Consider the following 22,795-nt stretch of genomic DNA (forward strand, 5'->3'; position numbering starts at 1 on the left):
AATCATGCACCTACGTCAAGATTTTATAAAATTCTTGTTTTGATTTAAATTTTTTATGTCTTGTTAGAACTTGATTCTTTAATTTTGATGTGGTGGTAAAGCTTTTAAAGTAGAAAAATCGCAGATTGAGTGAAATGGACAAAAACGGCAGTGATATCCAGGATTTGGAGGAAAAATCTGGCTGAACTCACTGCTTTTTTGTTGATATTTTTGTAAATCCTGCTGATGCTTTCTGGCAATCTCAGCTAATTCGTATTCTATTGTGTCTAATTCACTCTTTGTAACACTAATGATCTCAGATTTTTTGCAAAGTTCTAAATTATAAAATGAAGCGACTGCCTGATGTCTGGGGTAAAGATAACGAGCAGCAAGCAAATAAACTAATGCCTGTCGTCGGTCAAAAGCGGATTTGCCAGTTTTAAAATCTATAATATGCAAAATCCTATCAGATTCAATAAATACACAGTCCATCGCTGCATACAAACGAAAGCGATAATGTTGTTGTGAAATCAAAATCGGTTTGGGAAAACCCTCATCGCCGCGAGTTAGTAGGATGATATGTTTGCCTAAAAGTAAAGGAGCATCGTAATATTTTTTCAAAATTTGTAATACGCGCTCTTTAACTTCAACAGTTGAGTGACTTAATTTCAAAAGCTGTGCAACTTTTTCTACACCATCAGATTGGTTTAACAAATGAATGTGGTGATGAAATTCATAAACGCCTTTTTGTGCTAGTAAACCAATACGCTGCGATGCTGTAGCTTTTGTCAAAAGAGCTTTGACTTGTGGTTCCTGTTGTCGGGCTTTAATGAAACCCCTTCTCATTTGACAATGCCAACGTTGTTGCCATGCGGCTGGGGTCACTAAAGACCAAAGATGATAACTGGCAAAGGGCTGATCAAGAGATAACATTGCTCAGAATTGGTTAAAGAAAATACTTGGGAAACAGTTGTGATTACATTCGGTTAGCGGTAGATATTTTGCTTGTTGTCTGACTTGTTGTCTGAAAAATTTGTGAGATAAATTAGCAATAATGGGTGTTAATAGTCATTCTGGTAAAACAAAATCCGATATCTATCGTTAGTGATATGCGTGCTGATGACTTAACTTTCCCTATGGTGCAAAACCTAACACGGGCGGTTGTAGGTTACTTGGAAACAGTGTATGACAATAGACCAATAAGTTGTGGTTGCCTACGATACTGACTTTTTAGCTCTTGCATTTGCAAGTCACATAACTCAAGTCCTAACTGACTTGAGTTCAAGCTAAAAATGACTGATTCAAAATTGCCCCACACCAGTAGTCATTTACAATACCCCTAAGCTGAATTCAGTTGGGGCAATAATCTTTACCGCCATCTCATCATCCAACACTATATTGTGGAATGAAATAGATTCGGCATTGTGCTGGTTCAATGACTCCAGAAATAACTTATACTATTGTGGCAAATATTGAAGGTGTATCGAATGCACCTTTTACATTTAGAAGTTTTGGTCGCTCGATTTCTGCCTTTCGTTGACCCTAAACAGATTTATCTATACCTTGCCAGATATAGAAAGAATTCACTGTACTCTCTCTTTGGAGACACCAGATTAAGTTTTGCAACACTGATGCTTGAGATTCAGAACTTTGCGTCCTAGTATCAAGCAAATGTAAACAAAGAAGAATTTTTATTAACAAAATTATGATTATTTAATCGCCCCTTGACAGACAGTGAAGTACTCCCTTGCTTGGGGCGGGCACTCCGTGCAAATGCCCAAAAATCACGCTAAGCGTTCGGCGTCCCTTGTGCCTTACGGTTGTTCGTTTGCCGCAGGCATACCTGCTTAGTACCAAATAATATACTTTTTGTCAAGGAGCAAATGATGCACAGACTTATTTTTTTTTTAGAAGCTACTGAGATGCATTCGATTTCGCCTCAAGAGCGTATTCTCGAAACTTTTCCATATCAGCCTTAAGAGTTGATTCAACTGCCCGTCCCAAAAACAAATTATCCATAATTTTCCCTAGAATACCAGGGATTGCATAGGCAATAGTCAATTTAACAATACTACTACTGTGGCGGTCATAAAAACGCACTGCCCCCCGATTTGGCAAACCATCGACTGACTCCCACTGGATGATTTGGTTGGGGACAACTTTAAGAATGCGGGATTTCCACGTAAACTCTAAACCCCTAGTATCAAGTTTCCATATCGATATTTCTGGAGTATCCTCCGGAATTTTTACCGAATCAATCCATTTCATCCACCGGGGCATCTGCTCTAAATCAGACCATAAACTCCAGACTAATTCTATAGGAGCTTCTACCTCAACCTGCACACTATGCTCTAACCAATCTGCCATATTTGTTATTCCTTGGCGTCCTAGCCTACGGCATACCGCTGCGCTTTGAAAGCACTTTTGCGGTTCATTTCTTCACATTTTCTAAAATCGCTTTCGCTGCACGCTTTCCTGAAATTGTTGCACCCTCCATACTATCGATATAGTCCTGCTGCGTATAACTACCTGCTAAGAAGAAATTAGGAATTGGCGTTTTTTGCTGAGGACGATAAACATCCACTCCTGGGGCTTCTCTGTACAAAGACTGAGCAAGTTTGACAACACTGTACCAAGTCATGTTGAGTTCTCGCGAGGAGGGGAACAACTGATGTACTTGGTTAAGAACATGCTGGGCGATCGCCTCATTACTTTGCTTTATAAACGGATCACCTGGTGTCAACACAAGCTGCAATAGTGAACCTTCTCCTTGCCTGTAATAATCACTAGGGCTAGTCAATGCCAAATCAGCAAAACAAGAAAAGTCAGCATCGGCAGTATAAAGCAAATTATCAATTCCTGCTGCATGATTTCGCTGTTTGCGCTCTTGAGTATCATGCAGCTCCGTCACCCAGCCATCAAACCGCAACTGAACTGTTGCTACTGGCACACATTCCAATTTGTATATATTGTCAAACTCCGACCACTTGCGCCATTGTTGAGGTAACAAACGCTGAATTCCTGGGACATCACAAGCAGCGACATAGGCATCAGCAGTGATCACATCTTCTGTATCACCATTTGCTATTACCATACCAGTGACACGGGTTTGGTCTTCCTCCTCAACAAACTGTATTTCTCGAACTCTCCTACGAGTGTAAACTTTTGTTCCTTTTGCTTCCAGATATTCCAAGATAGGTTTGTGCAAGTACTCATGGGGGGAGCCTTCCAGCATTCGCAGCTTCGAGGCTTCGGTTCTGACTGCAAATAGTTGAAAGACTGTCAACATACAACGGGCAGAAATATGTTCGCAATCGATAAAGCCGAGGGCGTAAGCGATGGGGTTCCACATCCGCTTAAGACTACCGTCATTACCGCCGTGACTACGAAACCACTCAGCAAAGCTAACTTTATCCAAGTCACGGATGTTTTTCATTGCGCCGTGAAAGTCCACCAAACCGCGTACTATCGGGCTAGTTCCCAATGCGATCGCATTTTGGAACTTATCCAGTAATGAAAGTTGGGAAGTCGTGAAAAACGCTTTTAATCCATTAAAAGGTGCACCCATGAAGAAGCGAAAATCTAAAGCACCAATTTTTCCTCCTTGATTGATGAACGTATGAGCATGCTCTTTTGGACGCAGGTTTTCCAACATCCCCACTTTCTTCATCAATTCCAAAAGCTGGTAGTAGTTGCCAAAAAAGACGTGCAACCCCATTTCAATATGATTGCCATCCTCATCAACCCAACTGCCCACTTTTCCACCAACAAACGGGCGGGACTCAAAAATGTGAACTTCACATCCAGCATCTGATAAATCGACAGCGGTTGCTAGCCCAGCCAGTCCCGCTCCCACGATCGCAATGCGCATTCCGTCTTTCCTTTTCAGTTTCATTACAAATTGTAACTGGGTTGGTGTCGGAATTTGTCACTCAATTCAAGTGCACCGATTGTGAGTTGTAAGTCGTTTTACGAACTACTCACCACTCGCACTCACCTGCTGCTTTGTGTAGCCTCCTCAGAGGAGAGCGGCAATCCACGGATCAGCTCCCGGATCACATCCGTCGCAGGTCTACCTGTTTGTTGACAATATCTCTCAAGTTTTTCTGCTTCCTGTGCTGCTAAATTCACAGTGATACGTTTTACAGCCCATTTCTTATTTGTCATTTTATTCTGCTATCTGCTGGTTGTTAACATCATCAAGAAAAAACTAACTAGAGCATAGAAACGATAAGATTATCAGAGTTTTTGTCAGGAAACAAGAATTTCGTTAGGACTAAAAAACTGTTTTTTTTGTAAAACTGTGCTTCATTTGTCAATCCATTATCAAAAAATAACTGTTTTCTTTACTCCTCTGACAGAAAAAAGAGTGTACATTCATTACTATGACAATAAGTTCAGCTACAAGATAGACGAAGCTTCACTGTTAATTTTATAACGTTAATTCAGAACTTTTCTGTTAAGAAAATCACGAATTTCAGTATTTATAATGACAAAAAGATTTCACTTCGTCTTGAAATAGAGAATCATCATCATGTCTTAGAACTATTATGTATGTACATCCCAATACTGCTCAGGTTTTTCACTCTGAATTTTCAGCTTGGCTTGAGAAAAGGTTACTGGGTTTGGGTTCAAGATTTTTTCTTCTTCCTCCTACGTCTTATCCCCGTCAGGGGGACGACCTTCTCCTTTTCCTCTTAAGGGACAATTATTGATAGACATTTGTTCCAGAATTTGGTATTTACATTCTGTCATTGTTATATAAAATCTCTGTTTTCTCGTATTCTGCTTGCAGTACTCTCAACTATGGAAGCGTGCAGCTTGTTTCTATTCATCTGTATGTATCTCGGATTCTTTCAGGACTTTGAAACCATAACAGCCTTGAAAATTTTATTTTCTTAGGCTCTCACCTGATCGACAAAAACAATTTCATTTTTTTCTTCTTACTTTCATCCTATTCCATAAACCAAGAAAAGCGTCTCTTGATTAAAGTGTATATCTTGAGAAGATGAAAAACATCAAAATTTATTATGATTTTGTTGTTTTTTGGAAAAACAATACTTGGTTACCTTTTTATTTATATATACTTTTTGTTTAAAATTTTTCACAAAATAAATATCAAGCCTTTACTTTCTACCTAAATATTTTTCATGAAAATTTTATCACCATTTTTAAAAAAATGATTTTTTTCTGATATTTATACATGAGAGATATGGTGATCTATAGTCATCTAATAAAGTTATTTATAACTTCTTAAAGAGCGATAGACAAAACTTATTGCTAAGTGGATACAAGAATTATATAACAGTCGATTAAGACCGCTCAAGGAAGATATTTTTTTTGAAAACAAAGTTTTCCCTACGGAAATGACTTTTCAAGTCTATTACATTTTTTCTATCAAGAGAAATTTAAAGCTTTACTTAGATGACTTTCAAGACGGTTTTTTGACAGAAGTTATTTACGCTAGACTAGTAGTTATTGAGAAGAGTGAATGGACATTAATTTGTAAAAAATCACGTCTTTCAGTATTCAGTAATCAAAATACTGAAAGAATCAGGAGAATATTTAATGAATGAATATACCAATCATGCTAAACTCCTTACAAATTATGTCCAAAGCTCTGGAGTCGGTAGGAGTAACGCTCAAGAAGTGCAGCAAATTTTCCATAAATTCTTTTTCTTCAAGAGCTTCTTTGAAGCGTATTGCCTTCTGCCCTAGAGTATTTTTAAAATCAGATAATTGCAGGAATCTCTCACAACTAAACATGAAAAATGTTTTTAATTTTCTGTCAGGAATTACTATGTTTTTTAAGCGCAGGTTTAGTCACACATAGGGAAAAAAACCGGTTTCTATGATAAAAAAGACTGATTTTTCGTTGAGCCACCTTAAAGAAACCGGGGTTTTGGGATTACTGTACCGGCGCTCTAGAACACCGATTCAGTATTCATAATTCATCATTGTGACTAAAAAACCTGGTTTCTTCTAGTTGAACCAATGAAATTTCGTTTTTCCTGTAATAAAAACCGGGTTTTTGGGATTAGTGAATCAGTGTTCTAGCTGTCTATTTTCTAAACTAGTCACTCATGGGTTAAGTACTATCGCACCGCAACGCTTTCGCCCATGAAACTTGCCATGAAAAAAATTTCTTCACGGATGAGTTGGTATTAGCGTAGCGGGACTTAGCCCGTTCTATTTTTAAGTCAGCTCAATAAACATGAAACGTAAAATGTCAGCAGCAAAGCACGTAGCGTACACGGAGGACATACGAAACGTAGTGTAGACAAAGAACGTAAGTGTGTATTGCTCTATCATGAGTGGGGCGAACCGTAGATCCTGTAGAGTACAGTAGCTAAGTTATCGCAAAGCGTTTATTTTATTTTTTTCAATGTTGCCCACTTATCAGTAATTATATGCAAACCTGATAGCTATGTTTTTTCAATATATGCAAGTTTTACCCTCAAAGCTTTACAAAAAGACGGCGATCAAGCTACACAATTCAACTTGTGGTATTTACTCCCGAACCGCCACAAAATGACTTTTGTTTTTCCTATGCGCCGCGCACGCTGCTTTGTTGGCGTAAATCTCCGCAGAACTTACGTGTCTATGTCAATAGCCCTGAGTCTTCACGAACACACTGCCGGACACACAGCTTTGTACCCCCGCTTCGGGGGCGCTTTCCGCTTGCGGACACGCTAAGCGTAATTTCTAGCTCTCGAATATTTATCTGTTGAGGCGTGCAGGAGAAGTCGTACGTTGCCTTGATTAGCTACGTACACTGGTACGCAGAAAAATAAGAATGGATACTTTTGTTTCTAGTTATGCTTTGACGTTTATTCAAATTGAAGTTGAGGCATGAGCTGAAGGGTGCCAATGCCCAAATCTTTGGGCGAAAAGAACTGTGCTTCAAACAATGCCATCATGTCTCGTAACTGAGGATTACCACGGGAAGCCCCTGTCAATCCTTTAGCAATAATCAAGCCACAGTATCCTTTGGTATTTTTACATCGCTGATTCCACTTCTTCCGAGCTTCTACGTGTATTGGATCGTCATCTTCAAACTCACCAAACAGGAACAATTCGTCGTTTTCGGTTTGTAACAGACCTAAATCGTAGCGCGCCCCATCAAAGGGATCAGCACCTGGATTGAAACAAATTGCCTTTAGTCCTCCTGCTTGTTCAATACTCTCAATCACAGTCTTTGCCTTAGGACGAGAAGTTTGAATCAAAATCACTGGCAAACCATCCCCTGCTTGTGTGATTTCTCCTGTTGTTTGATACTTTGCTCCCTTACGTAAGTAATCCAACATTTCCCATGACACAACTCCTAAACTGAGAAATGAGTCTTCTGGTATCAAATCATCACGTAATGACCGAAAGATTGGTGGCGGTAACTCACTTTCATCTTCCAAAGTGTCAAAACCTGCTATCTCTTCTAATTCAGCTGCTAACTGTGGCATAGAAGAAACAGCAACAGACGCTGATTTTGTGGGTTCATCTGACGACTCAGGTAACGAGATACGATAGCGATGGCTCAAGCTAGGGAAAGTCTCATCATCGAGCTGATGACGGTAATCGTGGATAAACCGGCAAAGGCTTTCTATTGCTACAAAGACGACAAGTGCTTCTTCCTCATATAAAACAGAGCGCAGTCCTTCTAAAGGATGGATATTACCAAAAGTGGGGTCAATTTCCGATAAAGGGAAATCCGCTAAGTCACTGAACTCATCGTCTTCTTCCTCGGTATCGTCAGCATGCTCAAAAGTCAGAAATAGACAATCTTGTCTTAAAAAAGCTTCTTCTAAACGTCCTTGTGATTGGTCTTCTCTTAAAACAGTTGCGCGAAACTGCTTTAAAGATTCTTCTGAACGATACAACAAAATCCCATATTCCATCCCCAGCATTCCCATAACACTGGCGTAGAGTGTACCAACATCCCATTTATTAATTTCTATGGACAAAATTTGCTGTTCTTCCAAGAATTCCCAAGGCGCTGTTTGCCAAATTTCAAAAGCTTTTTCCCGCAGTAGTTGTGCGTATTGTGGAGGTAAATCGGGAACTTGGCTGTCTAAGATTTCAGTAAACCCACGAAAGAGTTCATCAATTAAAGGCAGTTCTGGTGTGTAATCAATTGCAATGTCCAAATCCTGTAGGACTCCTCGCAGATAAAATTGGATTTCGCGATCCTTTACCACAATTCTTTGAGGACGAGCTGGTTTGGCGGGACTATGAGGATGCTCCATCGCTCGCATGAGGGTACGGACAATTGCTTCTGGACCAGTTTCTGGTGCGACTACGTCCATACCTCGGACAACACCTTGGGAACCATCGACCCAAAGAATACATTCGCCCTTGTTAAACTCTGGATCTGAGTTCTGAGTTTGTGATGACGACAATGGACGGCGATCGCCCTCCCACACAGAAGGAATTTGGGATAATTTCTTCAACCGACGACTGGTAGAGCGATTAAAACTTGTCATAGAGGTAAGTTAATCAAAACAAGCAATATGGAATTAAATTTTCGGCTGGCGGGCTAGCCTCGGCTCAAAACTCTGGAGGCTGCTTAGGAAGAGTGGTTGCTGCTGGTAGCTACCACAATCCTTGAACCAATAAAATATCGAATTTCAAAATACATTGAATCTCTCAATTCTAGAATAAAAATCTTTGCGTGCTTTTGACGGAGTGTTTACAATTTGCATTCCTACGACATGAATGTCGCTAGAATGGATACAAAAACTTTTAAAGCCACCACGCGGTAAGCTTGGAGTTTGAATCAAAGAGCTTGCCGCTACAAAGTCAAGCTCACACCAGAATTGGAGTATAAACGGCAGATGACACAAGTAACTCAGTCTTCACAACGAGGAATTCAGTTGAGCGAAGCAGCATTACAGCAGGTGAAGCTCTTGCAAAATAAGCAAGATAAGGATCTATGCTTACGGGTTGGAGTGCGTCAAGGTGGCTGCTCCGGAATGTCTTACATGATGGATTTTGAAGATCCCAGCAAGATTACCCCTCAAGATGAGGTTTTTGATTATGATGGCTTCAAAATTGTCTGCGATCGCAAAAGCTTATTATATCTCTACGGTTTGATGCTAGATTATAGCGACTCTATGATTGGCGGCGGTTTTCAATTTACCAACCCCAACGCCGCTCAAACCTGTGGTTGTGGTAAATCATTTGGAGTTTGACTAGTGGGATGGAAACGCTCACGCCGCATCATCCCGCACAATCTTGTAAGATGATTATCTGTCCTTTGTCATTTGTTTTTCGACAAAAGACCAATGATTATTGACTCATGAATAATGACTAACACAGTTGAATCTCTGTTTGACACAGGTTTAGAACGTTATAAAGCAGGAGAAGCAGCAGCTGATTTAATCCCTGTGTTTAAAGAAGTTTGCGATCGCGCTCCCAAAAGTACGGCTGCTTGGACTTGTTTAGCGTGGTTGTATCTGTTAGACGATAAACCCAACTTTGCTTACAAGGCTGCACAAAAAGCTGTCAAGCTCAATCCACAAGACCCCCAAGCACGAATAAATCTAGCTGTTGCGATGCTGGAAACAGGTGAAAAAGGTTTGCGACAACACGTAGACTTTGCACAACAGTTGATTTTTGTCAATCCAGAGTGGCGAGAGGAAGTCAAAAAAAGTATTGAAGATGGTTTGGACAGAAAACCAGACTGGCAAAGTTTGGCAAAAGTCAAAAACTGGCTGTTTCCAGAGGAATAATTGCTAAATAGTCCCAACTCACCAGTCAATAGTTTTAGACTATTGACTGGTGAGTCATAAGTAGTGACTGTCAACAACCCACGACTTCTAGTCGTGGGCTTCTAGCCCACGAATCGGTTGATAGTTGACCCGACGCGCGTACCGTAACGGTACTACGTTATTGGGAAGCGTTAAAGTTCCTACTCCGGGATGCTTCACCAGTTCCGGACACTAGAACCGAACGATTAAACAAATTTATTGGGTTAAGTTAGTGTCGTTTGGAAAGTACCGACCAATAACTTTGTCCAGGCTAACTTTACTGGAGTAGCAAGGCGGTTCCCGGCATACAGGGAAGTGAGTAAGCACTACTCCTGTGCTTACTCAACCCCGCAAGGGGGACGGAACTTAAAAGTTCCGTGTCGTGTTTCCTCCCACGCCTAGAAGGCATGGGTTTCCACACTACCCGCGAGTTTTTATGAAAGATAAATTTTTAAGCTGGCTGAACTTAGTTTTAGTGGCAGACGTGTTTCTAGTTTTGTTTGGTTTTGGGTGGTTGGCAGTTGCAGCTATTGGTGAAACTGCTGGAATCTCACTGGGCTTAGATTTGTGGTACAAGCTTTGGCAACCTGTATTTAACCCTGCTATAGGCATTTTGTTTGCTGGTGCCATTATGAGTGGCATTATCAACTGGGTTTCTCAGAAATTTCTCAAAACTGGAAATAAGTAATTTTTTTTGATAGTAGGGTGAGTAAACGTTCTTTATGACGCACCCCACTTCATTTCTCTTTACATCAAATTTCTATTTCACAATCTGTGCTAGTGCTGGTTCCAAATTTGGATACTTGTACTCAAAACCGCTTTCTAAAGTCCGCTTAGGAAGAACTTGTTGACCTTCCAAAACGACCATTGCTCCGTCACCTAAAAGAGCCTCAATAGCAAAAGCCGGAACAGGTAACCAGGAAGGACGATTCATGACTTTTCCCATAGCTTGGCTTAGTTGAGCCATTCGCACAGGATACGGGGCAGTAGCATTATAGACCCCTTGCATTTGGGTTTTGGTTAAAGCTTGCAAAATCAAGTTAACGACATCATCTACGTGAATCCAGGAAAACCATTGCCGACCACTTCCGATAGGACCACCAGCAAAGAGTTTGAAAGGTGTAATCATTTTACCCAAAGCACCACCCAGACCTAAAACAATACCGAATCGTAGAATGACAAGTCGTACACCTGCATCTGTGACTCTTGTTGCTTCTGCTTCCCAAGCTTGGCAGACTTGGGCAAGAAAATCGTTACCTGATGAGCTAGTTTCATCATAGGTAGCCGTTTCACTTGTACCGTAGTAGCCAATAGCCGAGGCATTGACTAACACACTCGGCTTGGGGTTAGCGTTGATTATTGCGTCCACAATATTTTGCGTAACGAACTTGCGGCTGTTTAAAATTTCCTGTTTACGTTCGGTTGTCCAACGTCCTTCACCAATGGGTTCACCTGCTAAATTAACAACACCATCACAACTAGAAATGGCACTTTGCCAAGAACCGGATGTATTCGGTGTATAGGCAACAATTTCTACATTGGGAAAAGCCGTAGGTGGAAAAACTTTTTGGGCATAGGTTGTGTTACGAGTTAACACAAGCACTTTCATACCCTCTCCATGTAGTCTTTCTACCAAACGACTACCTACAAATCCTGTTGCTCCAGCAATTGCGATTTTCATAATTTATCTCCCCCAGACTGTTATTTTAAAGTTTTTTCTCAAACTTTTGGTTTCGCCACTGCAGTATGAAGTGAGAAATTGCTTGTGTACTGTGTACTGCTTTTCTTTTAACTCAAAACTTTCGTTCTTTAATGAATCTATAATGACTTGGCTTTTAGGTGGTTCTATATTATAGGATGGACGGAGTGTTGCAAGGCGTGGGGCTATTATGGCTCGCTATACCTGTTCATTTATTCTTTCTGTTCCTATTGACCAACTTCAATCTTTACTTGTAGAACTTCTGCAAGATTGTCAGTTTGAAGTTCAGTACTATACATCTGACTATATTCTGGCACGGGAATTTCTTGGTTCTGTACCCATTTCCAAGTTAGTGACCGTAGAAGTACTGATTGACAAAAGCACTGCTACTGAAATAGAAACCCGGATGAGTATTGTGATTAAAAACGAGGAATTACCACTTCAAAAAGACAATCACTGCCGACAAGTCTTTGAATACGTTAAGCAGGCTATTGAAAATTGCCGCTATTGGAATCTTATTGAGAGCATTGCAGGCTAGTAGGTAGCTATTGGTACTTGTCCTCAAAAAAGGCGTCTGCTTGGGCTAGCGAAATCACTAGGCTAGCTTATAGTAAAACGCCCCTCCAAAAAATGTGCAGGCTAAGAGTAGAAATATTCCAGAATTAATATGCCTTCAGTCCTCAAAATCCTCAGTCATTCCGGGATTTATGAGTGTAATGTCATATTCACTGGAATCTGTTTGTCCTCCTGTCCGCATACTATCTCGCAGCAAGTAATAAATAGCACGTACTTGAGGACCAAAAACAATTTCGTCCTCATTTTTCAAGTCATGAACTGGTATCTTTCGCCCGTTAATCATCAGACCATTAGAACTTGGTTTACCAGCGTCACCATCAACAATTCGATAATAATAGCTATGCTTCTTATCATCGCGCAGCATCCTCATGAGTGTGGCATGGCGGCGCGAGACAAACTGCGAGATGAGACGGATATCGCAGCTGCGATCCCTACCAATCGAGTAGACAGGGCGATCAAGAATAAATTCTTTGCGTCCTTGATCATCTTGTATTATCAGTAGATGGCTTTCATTTGTTTGTGCTGCCATTGACAAATTGTTACTAAATTCTTTAGTTGAACTGTGATTAATCAAGATGTGTTTAGTATTGTTTGCTGCCATTCTTTGAAGTATTGTTTATGGTAATTATCTTATGTGCATTAAACTTATTTGGTTGTGTAAAAGAGTAGAACAGTTTGTTCTACTCTTTTAACTACTATAGATGTTGTAGCAGCCTCAAGCAGGTTTTGTGCATCTCAAAACACTTATCTATCGACGTAGTTGCACCTGAGACTGGCAAAACCAAATATTTACGTTCATAAATAATAGCTCGAAAAGAGAATATTATGAGTGATGAGCAAAACGTCGTAATAAAAGGGAATTAGTGACGACGCTCACAGAACTAAAAGCCATAAGTGCAGCTGCACCGGATGGACTCAAGACGAAACCGAAACTGGGTAACAAAACACCAGCTGCTAAAGGAATCCCAAGAGTGTTATATGCAAAAGCCCAAAATAAATTTTGACGGATTTTGCTCAAAGTTGCACGACTCAGTAGTATGGATGTTACGACATCAGTTAAGTTATCCCGCATCAAGACAATTTCAGCTGTTTCCATCGCGACATCGGTGCCAGAGTGCAAAGCAATGCCCACATCAGCTTGAGATAGAGCTGGGGCATCATTAATACCATCTCCTACCATTGCGACGACAGAGTGCTGAGTACCTCCTGCCTTTGTTAAGCGTATCTGTAATTCTTGTATCGCAGCAGCTTTTTTTGCAGGTGGAACACCAGCCGTAACATCTGCACAAGTCAGCCCCAGTTGTTTTGCTGTTGCACTTGCTGCGTCTTGCGTATCTCCACTGAGCAGCATAACCCGTAAACCCATTTGGCGTAACTTTTCTATCGTAGCTTTTGCATCTGGTCTTAGGGTATCTTGAACAGCAATCAGTCCGGCTATTGTATCTCCAAGTCCCACGAAAACTATCGTTTTTCCATCTGCTGCTAACTCTTGAGCCTGTTTTTGGACAGTTTCACTGATAGAAATACCATGCCATTGTAACCAGTCGCAGTTTCCTAAAAGCACTAAAGTACGTTCCACGACAGCAGAAACACCAAGTCCCGGTTCTGTGTGAAAGTCCACAGCATGTGGAATAGATAACTCTTGCCGTTGCGCCTCTTGTTGAATTGCTGTTGCTAAAGGATGAATCGTGCCACTTTCTACTGCTGCAGCCATTTGAAGAAGAGTAACAGAAGTTACAGAAGCATTTTTTTCCTCTGCTTCAAAAGGTATGCAATCTGTCACGACGGGACGACCTGTGGTCAGTGTACCAGTTTTATCAAAGACGACCGTGTTTAACTGGTGGACTTTTTCTAAAATATCACCGCCTTTGATTAAAAGACCCCGTTCCGCACCAATCGCTGTTCCTACTAGAATTGCTGTTGGCGTGGCAAGTCCTAAAGCACATGGACAAGCGACGACCATGACAGCAATTGCGAGCTTTAAACTCACCAGGAACGGTGTGTAAATTGTCAGGTGTGGAAGATGAGATGTACTGAGTAACGAGTGATGAGAAGTTTCCATAGCATATGCCATAACGGCATGATGCCAGATGTGAGTGCCGAGAAAGTACCAAAAGACAAATGTTACCAAAGCAGCTGTCAAAACACCGTAGGTAAAGTATCCAGCGACTGTATCTGCTAATTTTTGTACAGGCGCTTTACGAGTTTGTGCGGCTTCCACTAAAGCGACAATTTGAGCGAGAGTTGTATCATTTCCAGTACGAGTCGCTTGAATGGCGATCGCCCCTGATTGATTAAGTGTCCCTGCTGTCACCAAATCTCCTGGTTGCTTTGTCACTGGTACTGCTTCCCCAGTCAGCATGGACTCATCGACTGTTGTTTGCCCATCTACAACTTCACCATCAACTGGGATTTTCTCTCCTGGTAAAACCTGTAACCATTCGCCAACACGTACCAACTGGGCTGGAATTTCTACGACTCCCGCACCAGAAGATAATGAGGAAGTTGTTTCAGTCGTCTTAGGCTTGCCAATTAATCGTGCGACTTGTGGCCCAAGGGCAAGTAATTCCTTAAATGCTGCTGCAGCACGACTTCTAGCTTGTTTTTCTAGTGTCCGTCCTAGCAAGATAAAGCCCAACATCATCACTGGTTCGTCAAAAAAGCACTCCCAACCAAGCTGGGGAAATATTAGAGCAACCAAACTCGTGGTGTAAGCTGTCAGTGTTCCCAATCCCACCAAGGTGTTCATGTTTGGTGCATTGTGTCGTAAACCCACCCAGCCATCCACTAAAATTGGACGACCAGGAAACAGAAGCGCTACCGTTGCCAATCCACAATGAAGCCAGATGTTATGCAAAACTGGTATCACATGACCATTAATGTTACCAAAATGACCACTCAATGAGATAACTACCAGGACGACAGCAATGACCAATTGCCGCTTTGCAGCTTGCATTTCTTGGCGCTGTCGTTGAGCGGGATCTTGTATTGATTGTGTCTCAAGAGCTACTTTCCCACCAAGCTTCCGAGGGTGAGTTGGGAACCCAGCTGCTGTTAATTCCTTTGCCAGTGCATCTGCATCTACCGCACCAGCTTCCAATTCTACAACTGCGACTTCTGTTGCCAAGTTTACACAGGCACTTTTGACTCCAGGATACTGAGTCAGCTGACGTTCTACTGCCCTCACACAGCCAGCACACTTCATACCTCCGACATCCAAAGTCATTTTCTCTGTTGTCGAAGCTTCTTCTGGGGAAAGGTTAGTTTTTGAGACAATTTGCATGGAAAGTTTTTAATTTGCTACGAAACTTTAACGCTTGTCTAAAAGCGTCTCTAATTTGAGCGTAGGCGAAATCAAGAGCTTTGACGGAATGTCAAAGTTGTTAATTTTTGTTAATTTATGAGTATGTCAGGGTACAGTTGTGCATGTCTTATAGAAGAATATTTTCAGTTTTAAATTTCTAATTTAATTGTCTTAGCATATCCATATTTTTTCACCAAAAGGGAACGTTATGATCGACGAGTCCAACGTAAATATGTCACATATATTACTACAACGACTTGTAGTGACATCAAGGTTATTTCACTTTTCCAAAAAGGATTGACTGCCATATTAGATATAGTGCAGAAATACACTAGTCCGAATACGGTGAGTATTGTCCAGGTTACATTTTTACGTTTAAGCGTTAACATTTTGTAAAAGTCAAATATTTGTTAAGTAAAGAAAAACTCTGTTGAAAGTTATAGACTAGAAAAGAACTCCAAGAAATAAATTATTCCGCTTGAAATTGTTGAGTGTGTACAGTTGAGTGTTAAGAGGTCATTTATAAAGTAAATATTAAGTAGGGTGTGTTACGGCTATGTAAGGTATGAAGCGTCTTTAGAGAGTAGGAATGAGCCGCAGGGCACCGCATCTAGTGGTGCGTTACGCGTTGCTTTAACACACCCTACAATTTAAGGTTTACTTTATAAATCATCTCTAAGTGTCAACAACCAACAATTCAATGGGATATTTTTGTATATGGAAGTCCCAAAATATTGGTAACGCAGTGGGATCGCTAGTCGCTTCTATCGGGAGACAAAAACTCGAACTTACGCTTACTGATCACTGAATCACTGATAATTGATTGAATTTTCCGGTTTATGACACATGAGCAAGGTATAGGAAATAGTAGCTCTCAACCGCAAATAGCCATGACATTCATTGCGTCTTCATTCATCAGATAGGCGATGCGTCCATCTTACTGACGTAAAATTATGACCTATCAACAAAGAACTCAGTTCTGGCTGAGGCGCGAATACAGCTTAGTATTGTATGCGACTAGCGAGACAGCCCTGTTCTTTGTAACGTCACGCATTGTCCCCTAGAAATTGAGCCAGCCCTCTTTTTGTGGATCTATCTTCCAAGTCGGGTACTCGTTGTATTAGGGCTGGCTCAATTTCTTACGTGTTAGACCCCGTCAAGAATCAATGAACAATCAACAATGAGCAATAAACAATTATCAAATCGATAATTGATAACTGAATTATGTACTTAAAATAGAACCACTAAATAGAGATTCAATGCTGAAGATAAGGATTGTTAAAACCAGCCCTGCTTTTTAATGAAGTAGGTGTCAACAAACTCATTATGAGATTTGTTTAAATAAATCATGCCTTCAATTAAACCGACAAGTTGCATAATCAGCAATGTTAACCCGTAAGTAAAATAGCTACCGACTAAAGAAATAACTAGCATCATAAATCCTTCTGGTGCATACCCAAGAATGAATTTATGGATACCAAAACCTCCAAAAATAATGCCGCAGTATCCAGCCAAAAGTTGTTTGGTGGCGTGACTAGGGGTAAGATTTGCCATATGTATCAAGCTCCTGCACTTTCTAAGTGATCTCTAAAATCAAAGCTCTATATTTTTATTCAGATAAGTTATGTTTATTTGCTTACTTGGCGTTCATACTTTTTTGAATTTCAGTAGAAACACAACCTAAGCATAAAAACAAATATGGCAAAGCTGCGTGCCACTCGTTTACAAGGTACGCTAAAGTTAGAGTCTAAGAGCAAGCAGGTTTTCAGAAAGCATCTGAAACTGCACTCCTCAATAACCCCTCTTTCTTTACTTTAACGAGAAATTCTAGTACAGCAGTTTTGCAACGAAATCTTATTCCCGAAAAGAATCTTCGGTATAAGATGCGCACCGTTTACTCTTTACAATTTAAGCAATGTTATTTCCGGAACTTTTGAAGTTTTGTTGACATACGAATAACATACAGATCTGTTTTTAAACGCTTAATTACCTTCCATAAGCAGATAAACTTGTGCATCCCACATCACACGCCTCTTAAGGATTTGTGAAAAGTGGAGTTGCCAATTTGTTTGTTATTTCATCTTATGAAGGGTTTCAGCTTTTAAACTTACTACTAAACTTACTACAAATTGTAGTAAGTTTTACCCTTAGCTATATGTGTGCATTCAAATTAGCACTGATATGCACCAAATACCAATAAGTTATTTGTAAATTTTTGTAAAATCAACGACACTTTTTTGAAGTCTTGTTAAAGACAAACACAAAGTCTTATTGACTACTACTGCCTAAAACAAACAAGCTTAACAGAGTGCCGCTATTCCAAAGGCTGTGGAGAAGGATGGGAGCAAGGAGGTTGCGCGATCGCGTGTAAACAACACCCAAAACAATACTTAGAGCAAACAGCGGTAAAATTTCTGATAAGCTGAGGTGAGCGGCGGCAAACAGAAGACTACTTGCCAGAATTGATCCCCACACAGGTAGGTAACGAGTGAGGGAGGGCAACAAAAAGCCGCGAAACAAAACTTCTTCAAAAATTGGGGCAGCAACAGCAGCGGTAGAGAAGAATATAGCAAGTGCCACAGTATCTTGGCTTTCTAACGCCAGTTGCAATAAGGGATTGCTACCACCTTGTCCTTGCCATAGCTGTTGATTCACTAAAGACACGATCAAAACTACAGGGAAAGCTACGCAATAGCCACCCAGCCCCCATAAAAACCATCTACCTTGTAACCGAAAACGAAACCAGTCCTCTGGTAGAGGAAAAAAGCGTTTGATAGAGAAATACAGCACTAATAGGGCACCAAATGCCACTAACAGGTAACTGACCAAGACATATAATGCCTGTATTCTCACATTTTCGATAGGACGCGGGATGGGAAGTAGGGATATTGTCAGAGGCACAATAATTTGTCCCATCAAGAAAAAGCCTAGGACAAAAACTTGTAAAATTGTCTCACCATTCCAAGGTGTTGACCAACGCACATCCCAATTTTGAGCTAACACAGATGCTTTCCCTTTGACAACACGCTGACCGATGAGAAAAATCAGCAGCCCTACACCAAAAAATGCTGTTAAGGCGGGAACAGTTCCAATAATTGCTAATTTCAAAATAGCTTGTTCAGCAGCTTCTTGCTGAATGCTGTTGAGTTCTGCTAAAGCATCTTGACGTTGTTGAAGTTGATATAGCCGCTCTAGAGCAGTATAGCGAAACCAACCTTCTAAATTATTTTGAATCGGTTGCTCAGCATTAGGCAAAATACGCGGGGGATTACTCCAAAGCCCCGCTAACACAGCAGCAGTGTTATCGAATTGAGGATTAATGTCTGGTTGTTGCTGCAATTGACTCCAAGTTTTGAGGGCTGTTTGTGTCTTTGCTTGCTGTGCTTGTAAAATTCCTAGCCGCAAGTCCAATTCAGCAATCAATTTTTCCAGTCCTTTGAGCGATTGTAGCAACTGTTGTTGCTGTAACTGACTAGAGGTGTTAGTGACAGGAGGATATTCCGATTGAGATTTAGGGATTGTAGGAGTTTTAGCGGGTTCAGACTGAAGCTGTGCTAGTTGCTTTTTCGCTTTTTCCAAATTCGTTTGAGCAGAGTTGCGCGCCTGTTGATATTGCTCTGTTGCGCTTTCAAGAGGTTTGACGCCAAGGAGTGCATCCTGCAATGGCTTGAAATTCGTCTTGTTATCATTTGGTGCTTCCCAAGAAGCAGCTTGCAGCACAATATTTGTTTGGTAAAGTTCCAAGCGACTTTGGAACTGAGGTTCTTGCCAACTACCTAACAAAGACGAACCTGCAAACAGTATGACAACCAACGTCATTATAATTAAACCCAATCGTTTGAGAGTCATCTCTCCTCCGTTTACTAGACCAATGTAGAGCGCGATTCGCTCACCAAGCTGACTCCTTGGGAATTATCGCAAGAAAATGCCGTCAGAATATAGATTTCTGAAATAGAGACAGTGTAAGGCTGCTCACAGCAGCTTTACTATATTAAGGGACAAATCATTGCACTCGCCGATGAATCAAAATCACAAGATTATTCGTCACGAGAATTATCAGCTTCCGACTTCAAATTCACCAGTGTTAGAACAGTCTATGCTATCTCAACCTCTAAAGTTTATTTTTTTGAGTGGTCTTAGTTTATCCTTTGTTCTGGGTCATTGTGCTGCCTTTGCACAAGTGAATCGCTCTGGTGATGTTGTCGTACCAACTTCACCAGCAGGAAATGGTACAACAACAACTACAACCACAAGAGATGGTAGATCCTCAACAACGACAACAAATACCTCAACACCGATTGATAGCGATAATCGGTTTTTCTGTCAGTCATACAACGGTCAGTATACCGTTATGTATCAACCACAAAGTCAACCTGGTCAATACTTCGCTTGGGCGATTCCCAGAACTTTGGGTGGTGGCTGGAGTGCCCAACAGCGTTGTGAAACAATTGCCCAGCGCCTAGAAACATATCGCCCAGATGGCTTAGTGGAACTGAAGACAGCGGTAGAGAATAGAGAAAATATTCTCTGTGTCACTACTGAGGTGAATCCTGAGTGTCGAATTGTACTGACAGTACCTCCCGAAAAAGATCCTTATGTTGTCCGTGATAGCGTTTTCCAAAACTTAGCATCTGCTGATAACGGACAGCAAACTATTGGCGTTAACACTTATACAAGTGGTAATGATAATCTATCCAATATAGGGCGAACAATTTTTAATGGTGGCAAAAAACCCTCTGCTTCTTCTAAAAATCCCATCAATCTCAAACCTTTTCTGGATCGTGCTGATCGCGGTACCGGAGAAAAACTCCGTAATGGTGTATCGCTGAATCGTCAGCAGTCTCAACCTCAAACTGGCAATCGTCTAGATCCTAAAAAATTCCGTTAAATTTAGTTTTTCGGTCTTGACAGTATTTGGTTAACGTCGGACTCTCCGGCTATAGAGTCGCGTTTTTGACAAAAAAAGACCTAGCGTTCGCCTAGCAAACGCTAAGCATGATCATTTGGTGCAAAAATTTTGCACTCATGCTTTGTGTCAATTCATACCAAATACATTGAGAATCAAGAACAGACCAGCTGCGAATGTCAATGCGCCCAGAAAAATGCAAGCGGGTAATGTGAGAACCCAAGCGAGTAAAAGATTCCGGACGGTTTCCTGCTGGATTCCAGATCCGTTTGCTGTCATTGCGCCTGCTACCCCAGAAGACAAAACGTGTGTTGTGCTCACAGGCAAACCAAATTGATCAGCACCTATAATCGTGGACATCGCAACAAATCCAGCCGAGGCACCTTGAGCATAGTTGAGCTGATCTTTGCCAATCTTTTCACCGACTGTGACCACAACCCGCTTCCATCCAATCATTGTGCCTAGTCCCAGCGAGAAAGCAACGGCAACTTTCACCCAATAGGGAATGAACTCCGTGACTTTTTCTAAATCTTTCTTGTAGTCTACTAGAAATTTGTCCTCAGCTTTTTCTGTAAACGTACCTTGGGAATTGAGTTTACCGATTGTCTTACTGAGTAAATAGATGTCACTTCTCAAAGTGCGGCGATCAGCTTTGGAGATGTCTTTAATGCTGCTTTTACTAGATAACTGGGCTGAGATCTCGCGATTTTTAGTAGCCAAAGCGGCAAACGTCTTGTCGTCGGCATAACCTGATTTGAGGAAGTTAGACAGTTCGGGGTCTACGTCCTTCCCCTCCAAAGACACCCCAGACGGAACGTATTTGTCAAGAGTCACAATAGCAGCTTTTGACCCTTGAGATAACTGGCTGAATGTTGCCGGATCAACATTCAAATCTAATGCATACAGACCTGGCAGAATGCCTATCAAAATGAGCATAATCAGCCCCATCCCTTTTTGCCCGTCATTCGAGCCGTGGGCGAAGCTGACTCCTGTACAAGTTAGTATCAGCAAACCTCGAATCCACCAGGGAGGGGGAGTCTCTCCTTCTGGTGCTTTATATAAGTCTGGCTGCTGAATGAGTGCCTTGGCAGCAAAGATAAGCAGTGCTGCAGCAGTGAAGCCCACCAATGGTGAGAACAATAGTGATGTGAAAACTTCTAACGTTTTTTCCCAGTTCACGCCTTCGCCAAAACTGCCATTCGTCAAAATGGAGTTCGCAAAACCAACTCCGAGGATAGAACCAATGAGCGTATGTGAGCTGGATACAGGTAGCCCCAGATACCAGGTGCCAAGGTTCCAAATGATAGCTGAAATTAACAGACCGAACACCATCGCAAATCCTGTGCCCGAACCCGCGTTGATCACCAACTCAACAGGTAACAGTGAGATGATCCCGAACGCTACCGCTCCTGTGGAGGTTAACACTCCCAATAAGTTCATACAACCCGACCAGATAACGGCGTAGACTGGCTTGAGTGCATTAGTGTAGATGACGACAGCTACCGCATTTGCAGTATCGTGAAAACCATTGACAAATTCAAAGCCGAGTGCTAAAGCCAAAGAAAGCAGTAGGAACAAACTACTGATTGTGGTTAAGTCTCCAAAGAAATTCATACTGGTCATAGAACCCAATTACAAGAGAACTTAGAATTAAGAAGTTAAAATTTCGATAAACCAAGGTTAAAACTCGATCATTAATTCAACTTTTGGCAAAAAAGTTAAGGTTGGGGAAACCATGACAAAACAGCACAACCATTAAAATAACTTACTTCTCATTTGACGCTTTATTGAGAATAAAATCAACATGACCCAAAAAATAAAACCCCCTACAGGGGGTTGACTAGTAAATGTAGATACGTTATGCGCAACGTCTTCAGTGGAGCGAAAAACTCATCACTCACACTCAAAGCAAATACAGCAAACCAAAGAGGATAATCCAAATGACATCAACAAAATGCCAGTAGATTTCGGCGGCTTCTATACCAAAGTGATGTTCATTGCTATAGTGACCTTGAGTGCGCGATCGCCACAATACGGCAAGAATTGCCAAAACTCCAAGAGTTACGTGCAAACCGTGGAAGCCAGTCAAAACATAAAATGCACTGGCAAACAAGTTGGTTGTCAAGCCAAATTCTAGATGGGTGTATTCATAAACCTGCCCCACCAAGAAAATAATACCCATCGCGGCAGTGATCCCGAACCAGAATTGCATTCCCCGGACATCATTCTTTTTGATGGCGGTATCAGCATTGTGGATGACAAAACTGCTAGCAATCAGATTAATGGTGTTCACTCCGGGTAGCAATAGTTCTAATTCTGGCGTGCCTTCTGGTGGCCAAACAGGTACTGTAGAACGCATAGCCAGATACGCTCCGAACAACCCCATAAAAATCATCCCTTCAGCAATCAAGAACATAACCAGTCCAAACAGACGATGATCTGGATGTTCTTCGTGATGAGCTTCTGCGGTAGCAGCGTGATGATGATTAAGGGCTGTCTTTGCTGGGTCAATTGTTTGACTTTGCATGAATTTTCCGTTGAATTATGGATTACGAATTATGAATGATGAATGTTAAAAAATTCTTCAT

Annotated in this window: 17 protein-coding genes; 5 read left to right on the forward strand and 12 right to left on the reverse strand. The window is 41.3% G+C overall.

Features of this window, described 5'->3' with window-relative positions; genetic code table 11:
* Positions 1–78 precede the first annotated feature (78 nt).
* The 5 genes from DP117_RS00390 to DP117_RS00410 form a co-directional block, all read right to left on the reverse strand.
* Positions 79–912, reverse strand: a complete 834-nt coding sequence (locus DP117_RS00390) for a PD-(D/E)XK nuclease family protein (RefSeq protein ID WP_169216359.1) — start codon at positions 910–912, stop codon at positions 79–81.
* A 981-nt stretch (positions 913–1,893) separates the two neighbouring features.
* Positions 1,894–2,346 carry an SRPBCC family protein gene (locus DP117_RS00395; RefSeq protein WP_169216360.1) on the reverse strand — a complete coding sequence of 151 codons (453 nt, stop codon included), beginning with the start codon at positions 2,344–2,346 and terminating at the stop codon, positions 1,894–1,896.
* Between the two features lie 64 nt (positions 2,347–2,410).
* A complete protein-coding gene (gene zds, locus DP117_RS00400; RefSeq protein WP_169216361.1) occupies positions 2,411–3,850 on the reverse strand; it encodes a 9,9'-di-cis-zeta-carotene desaturase in 1,440 nt (479 codons plus the stop codon).
* Between the two features lie 122 nt (positions 3,851–3,972).
* Positions 3,973–4,146 carry a CopG family transcriptional regulator gene (locus DP117_RS00405; RefSeq protein WP_169216362.1) on the reverse strand — a complete coding sequence of 58 codons (174 nt, stop codon included), beginning with the start codon at positions 4,144–4,146 and terminating at the stop codon, positions 3,973–3,975.
* Between the two features lie 2,663 nt (positions 4,147–6,809).
* On the reverse strand, positions 6,810–8,456 hold the full coding sequence (locus DP117_RS00410; protein WP_169216363.1) for a hypothetical protein: 1,647 nt from the start codon (positions 8,454–8,456) through the stop codon (positions 6,810–6,812).
* Positions 8,457–8,807: 351 nt separating this feature from the next.
* Here DP117_RS00410 and DP117_RS00415 point away from each other — a divergent pair, with 351 nt between their 5' ends.
* From DP117_RS00415 to DP117_RS00425, 3 genes are all read left to right on the forward strand, one after another.
* Positions 8,808–9,164, forward strand: coding sequence for an iron-sulfur cluster assembly accessory protein (locus DP117_RS00415; protein WP_169216427.1), 357 nt, complete (start codon positions 8,808–8,810; stop codon positions 9,162–9,164).
* A 114-nt stretch (positions 9,165–9,278) separates the two neighbouring features.
* A complete protein-coding gene (locus tag DP117_RS00420; RefSeq protein WP_169216364.1) occupies positions 9,279–9,704 on the forward strand; it encodes a hypothetical protein in 426 nt (141 codons plus the stop codon).
* A gap of 454 nt (positions 9,705–10,158) precedes the next feature.
* The gene (locus tag DP117_RS00425; RefSeq protein ID WP_169216365.1) at positions 10,159–10,410 is read left to right on the forward strand and encodes a hypothetical protein; all 252 of its coding nucleotides are present in this window, start codon (positions 10,159–10,161) and stop codon (positions 10,408–10,410) included.
* A 72-nt stretch (positions 10,411–10,482) separates the two neighbouring features.
* Here DP117_RS00425 and DP117_RS00430 read toward each other — a convergent pair whose 3' ends face one another.
* Entirely contained in the window at positions 10,483–11,403 is a 921-nt protein-coding gene (locus tag DP117_RS00430; protein WP_169216366.1) for a TIGR01777 family oxidoreductase, read from the reverse strand.
* 208 nt (positions 11,404–11,611) lie between these two features.
* Between DP117_RS00430 and DP117_RS00435 the strand changes: the two genes are divergently transcribed.
* On the forward strand, positions 11,612–11,959 hold the full coding sequence (locus DP117_RS00435) for a hypothetical protein (protein ID WP_169216367.1): 348 nt from the start codon (positions 11,612–11,614) through the stop codon (positions 11,957–11,959).
* A gap of 135 nt (positions 11,960–12,094) precedes the next feature.
* Here DP117_RS00435 and DP117_RS00440 read toward each other — a convergent pair whose 3' ends face one another.
* The 4 genes from DP117_RS00440 to DP117_RS00455 form a co-directional block, all read right to left on the reverse strand.
* The gene (locus tag DP117_RS00440) at positions 12,095–12,598 is read right to left on the reverse strand and encodes an FHA domain-containing protein (protein ID WP_169216368.1); all 504 of its coding nucleotides are present in this window, start codon (positions 12,596–12,598) and stop codon (positions 12,095–12,097) included.
* Positions 12,599–12,820: 222 nt separating this feature from the next.
* Positions 12,821–15,280: a heavy metal translocating P-type ATPase gene (locus DP117_RS00445; protein WP_169216369.1), complete on the reverse strand. Its 2,460-nt coding sequence runs from the start codon at positions 15,278–15,280 to the stop codon at positions 12,821–12,823.
* Positions 15,281–16,579: 1,299 nt separating this feature from the next.
* The gene (locus DP117_RS00450; RefSeq protein ID WP_169216370.1) at positions 16,580–16,855 is read right to left on the reverse strand and encodes a hypothetical protein; all 276 of its coding nucleotides are present in this window, start codon (positions 16,853–16,855) and stop codon (positions 16,580–16,582) included.
* A 714-nt stretch (positions 16,856–17,569) separates the two neighbouring features.
* Complete coding sequence (locus tag DP117_RS00455; protein ID WP_169216371.1) at positions 17,570–19,150, reverse strand: CPBP family intramembrane glutamic endopeptidase; 1,581 nt, start codon at positions 19,148–19,150, stop codon at positions 17,570–17,572.
* 247 nt (positions 19,151–19,397) lie between these two features.
* On the opposite strand from DP117_RS00455, the gene DP117_RS00460 reads away from it, so the two are divergent.
* Positions 19,398–20,189 carry a COP23 domain-containing protein gene (locus DP117_RS00460; RefSeq protein WP_169216428.1) on the forward strand — a complete coding sequence of 264 codons (792 nt, stop codon included), beginning with the start codon at positions 19,398–19,400 and terminating at the stop codon, positions 20,187–20,189.
* Between the two features lie 147 nt (positions 20,190–20,336).
* Here DP117_RS00460 and DP117_RS00465 read toward each other — a convergent pair whose 3' ends face one another.
* Positions 20,337–21,830 (reverse strand): inorganic phosphate transporter, encoded by a 1,494-nt coding sequence (locus DP117_RS00465; protein WP_169216372.1) that lies wholly within the window; start codon positions 21,828–21,830, stop codon positions 20,337–20,339.
* 280 nt (positions 21,831–22,110) lie between these two features.
* Positions 22,111–22,734, reverse strand: coding sequence for a heme-copper oxidase subunit III (locus DP117_RS00470; RefSeq protein WP_169216373.1), 624 nt, complete (start codon positions 22,732–22,734; stop codon positions 22,111–22,113).
* Between the last annotated feature and the right edge of the window lie 61 nt (positions 22,735–22,795).

Source organism: Brasilonema sp. UFV-L1, from assembly GCF_012912105.1.
Taxonomy (GTDB): Bacteria; Cyanobacteriota; Cyanobacteriia; order Cyanobacteriales; family Nostocaceae; genus Brasilonema.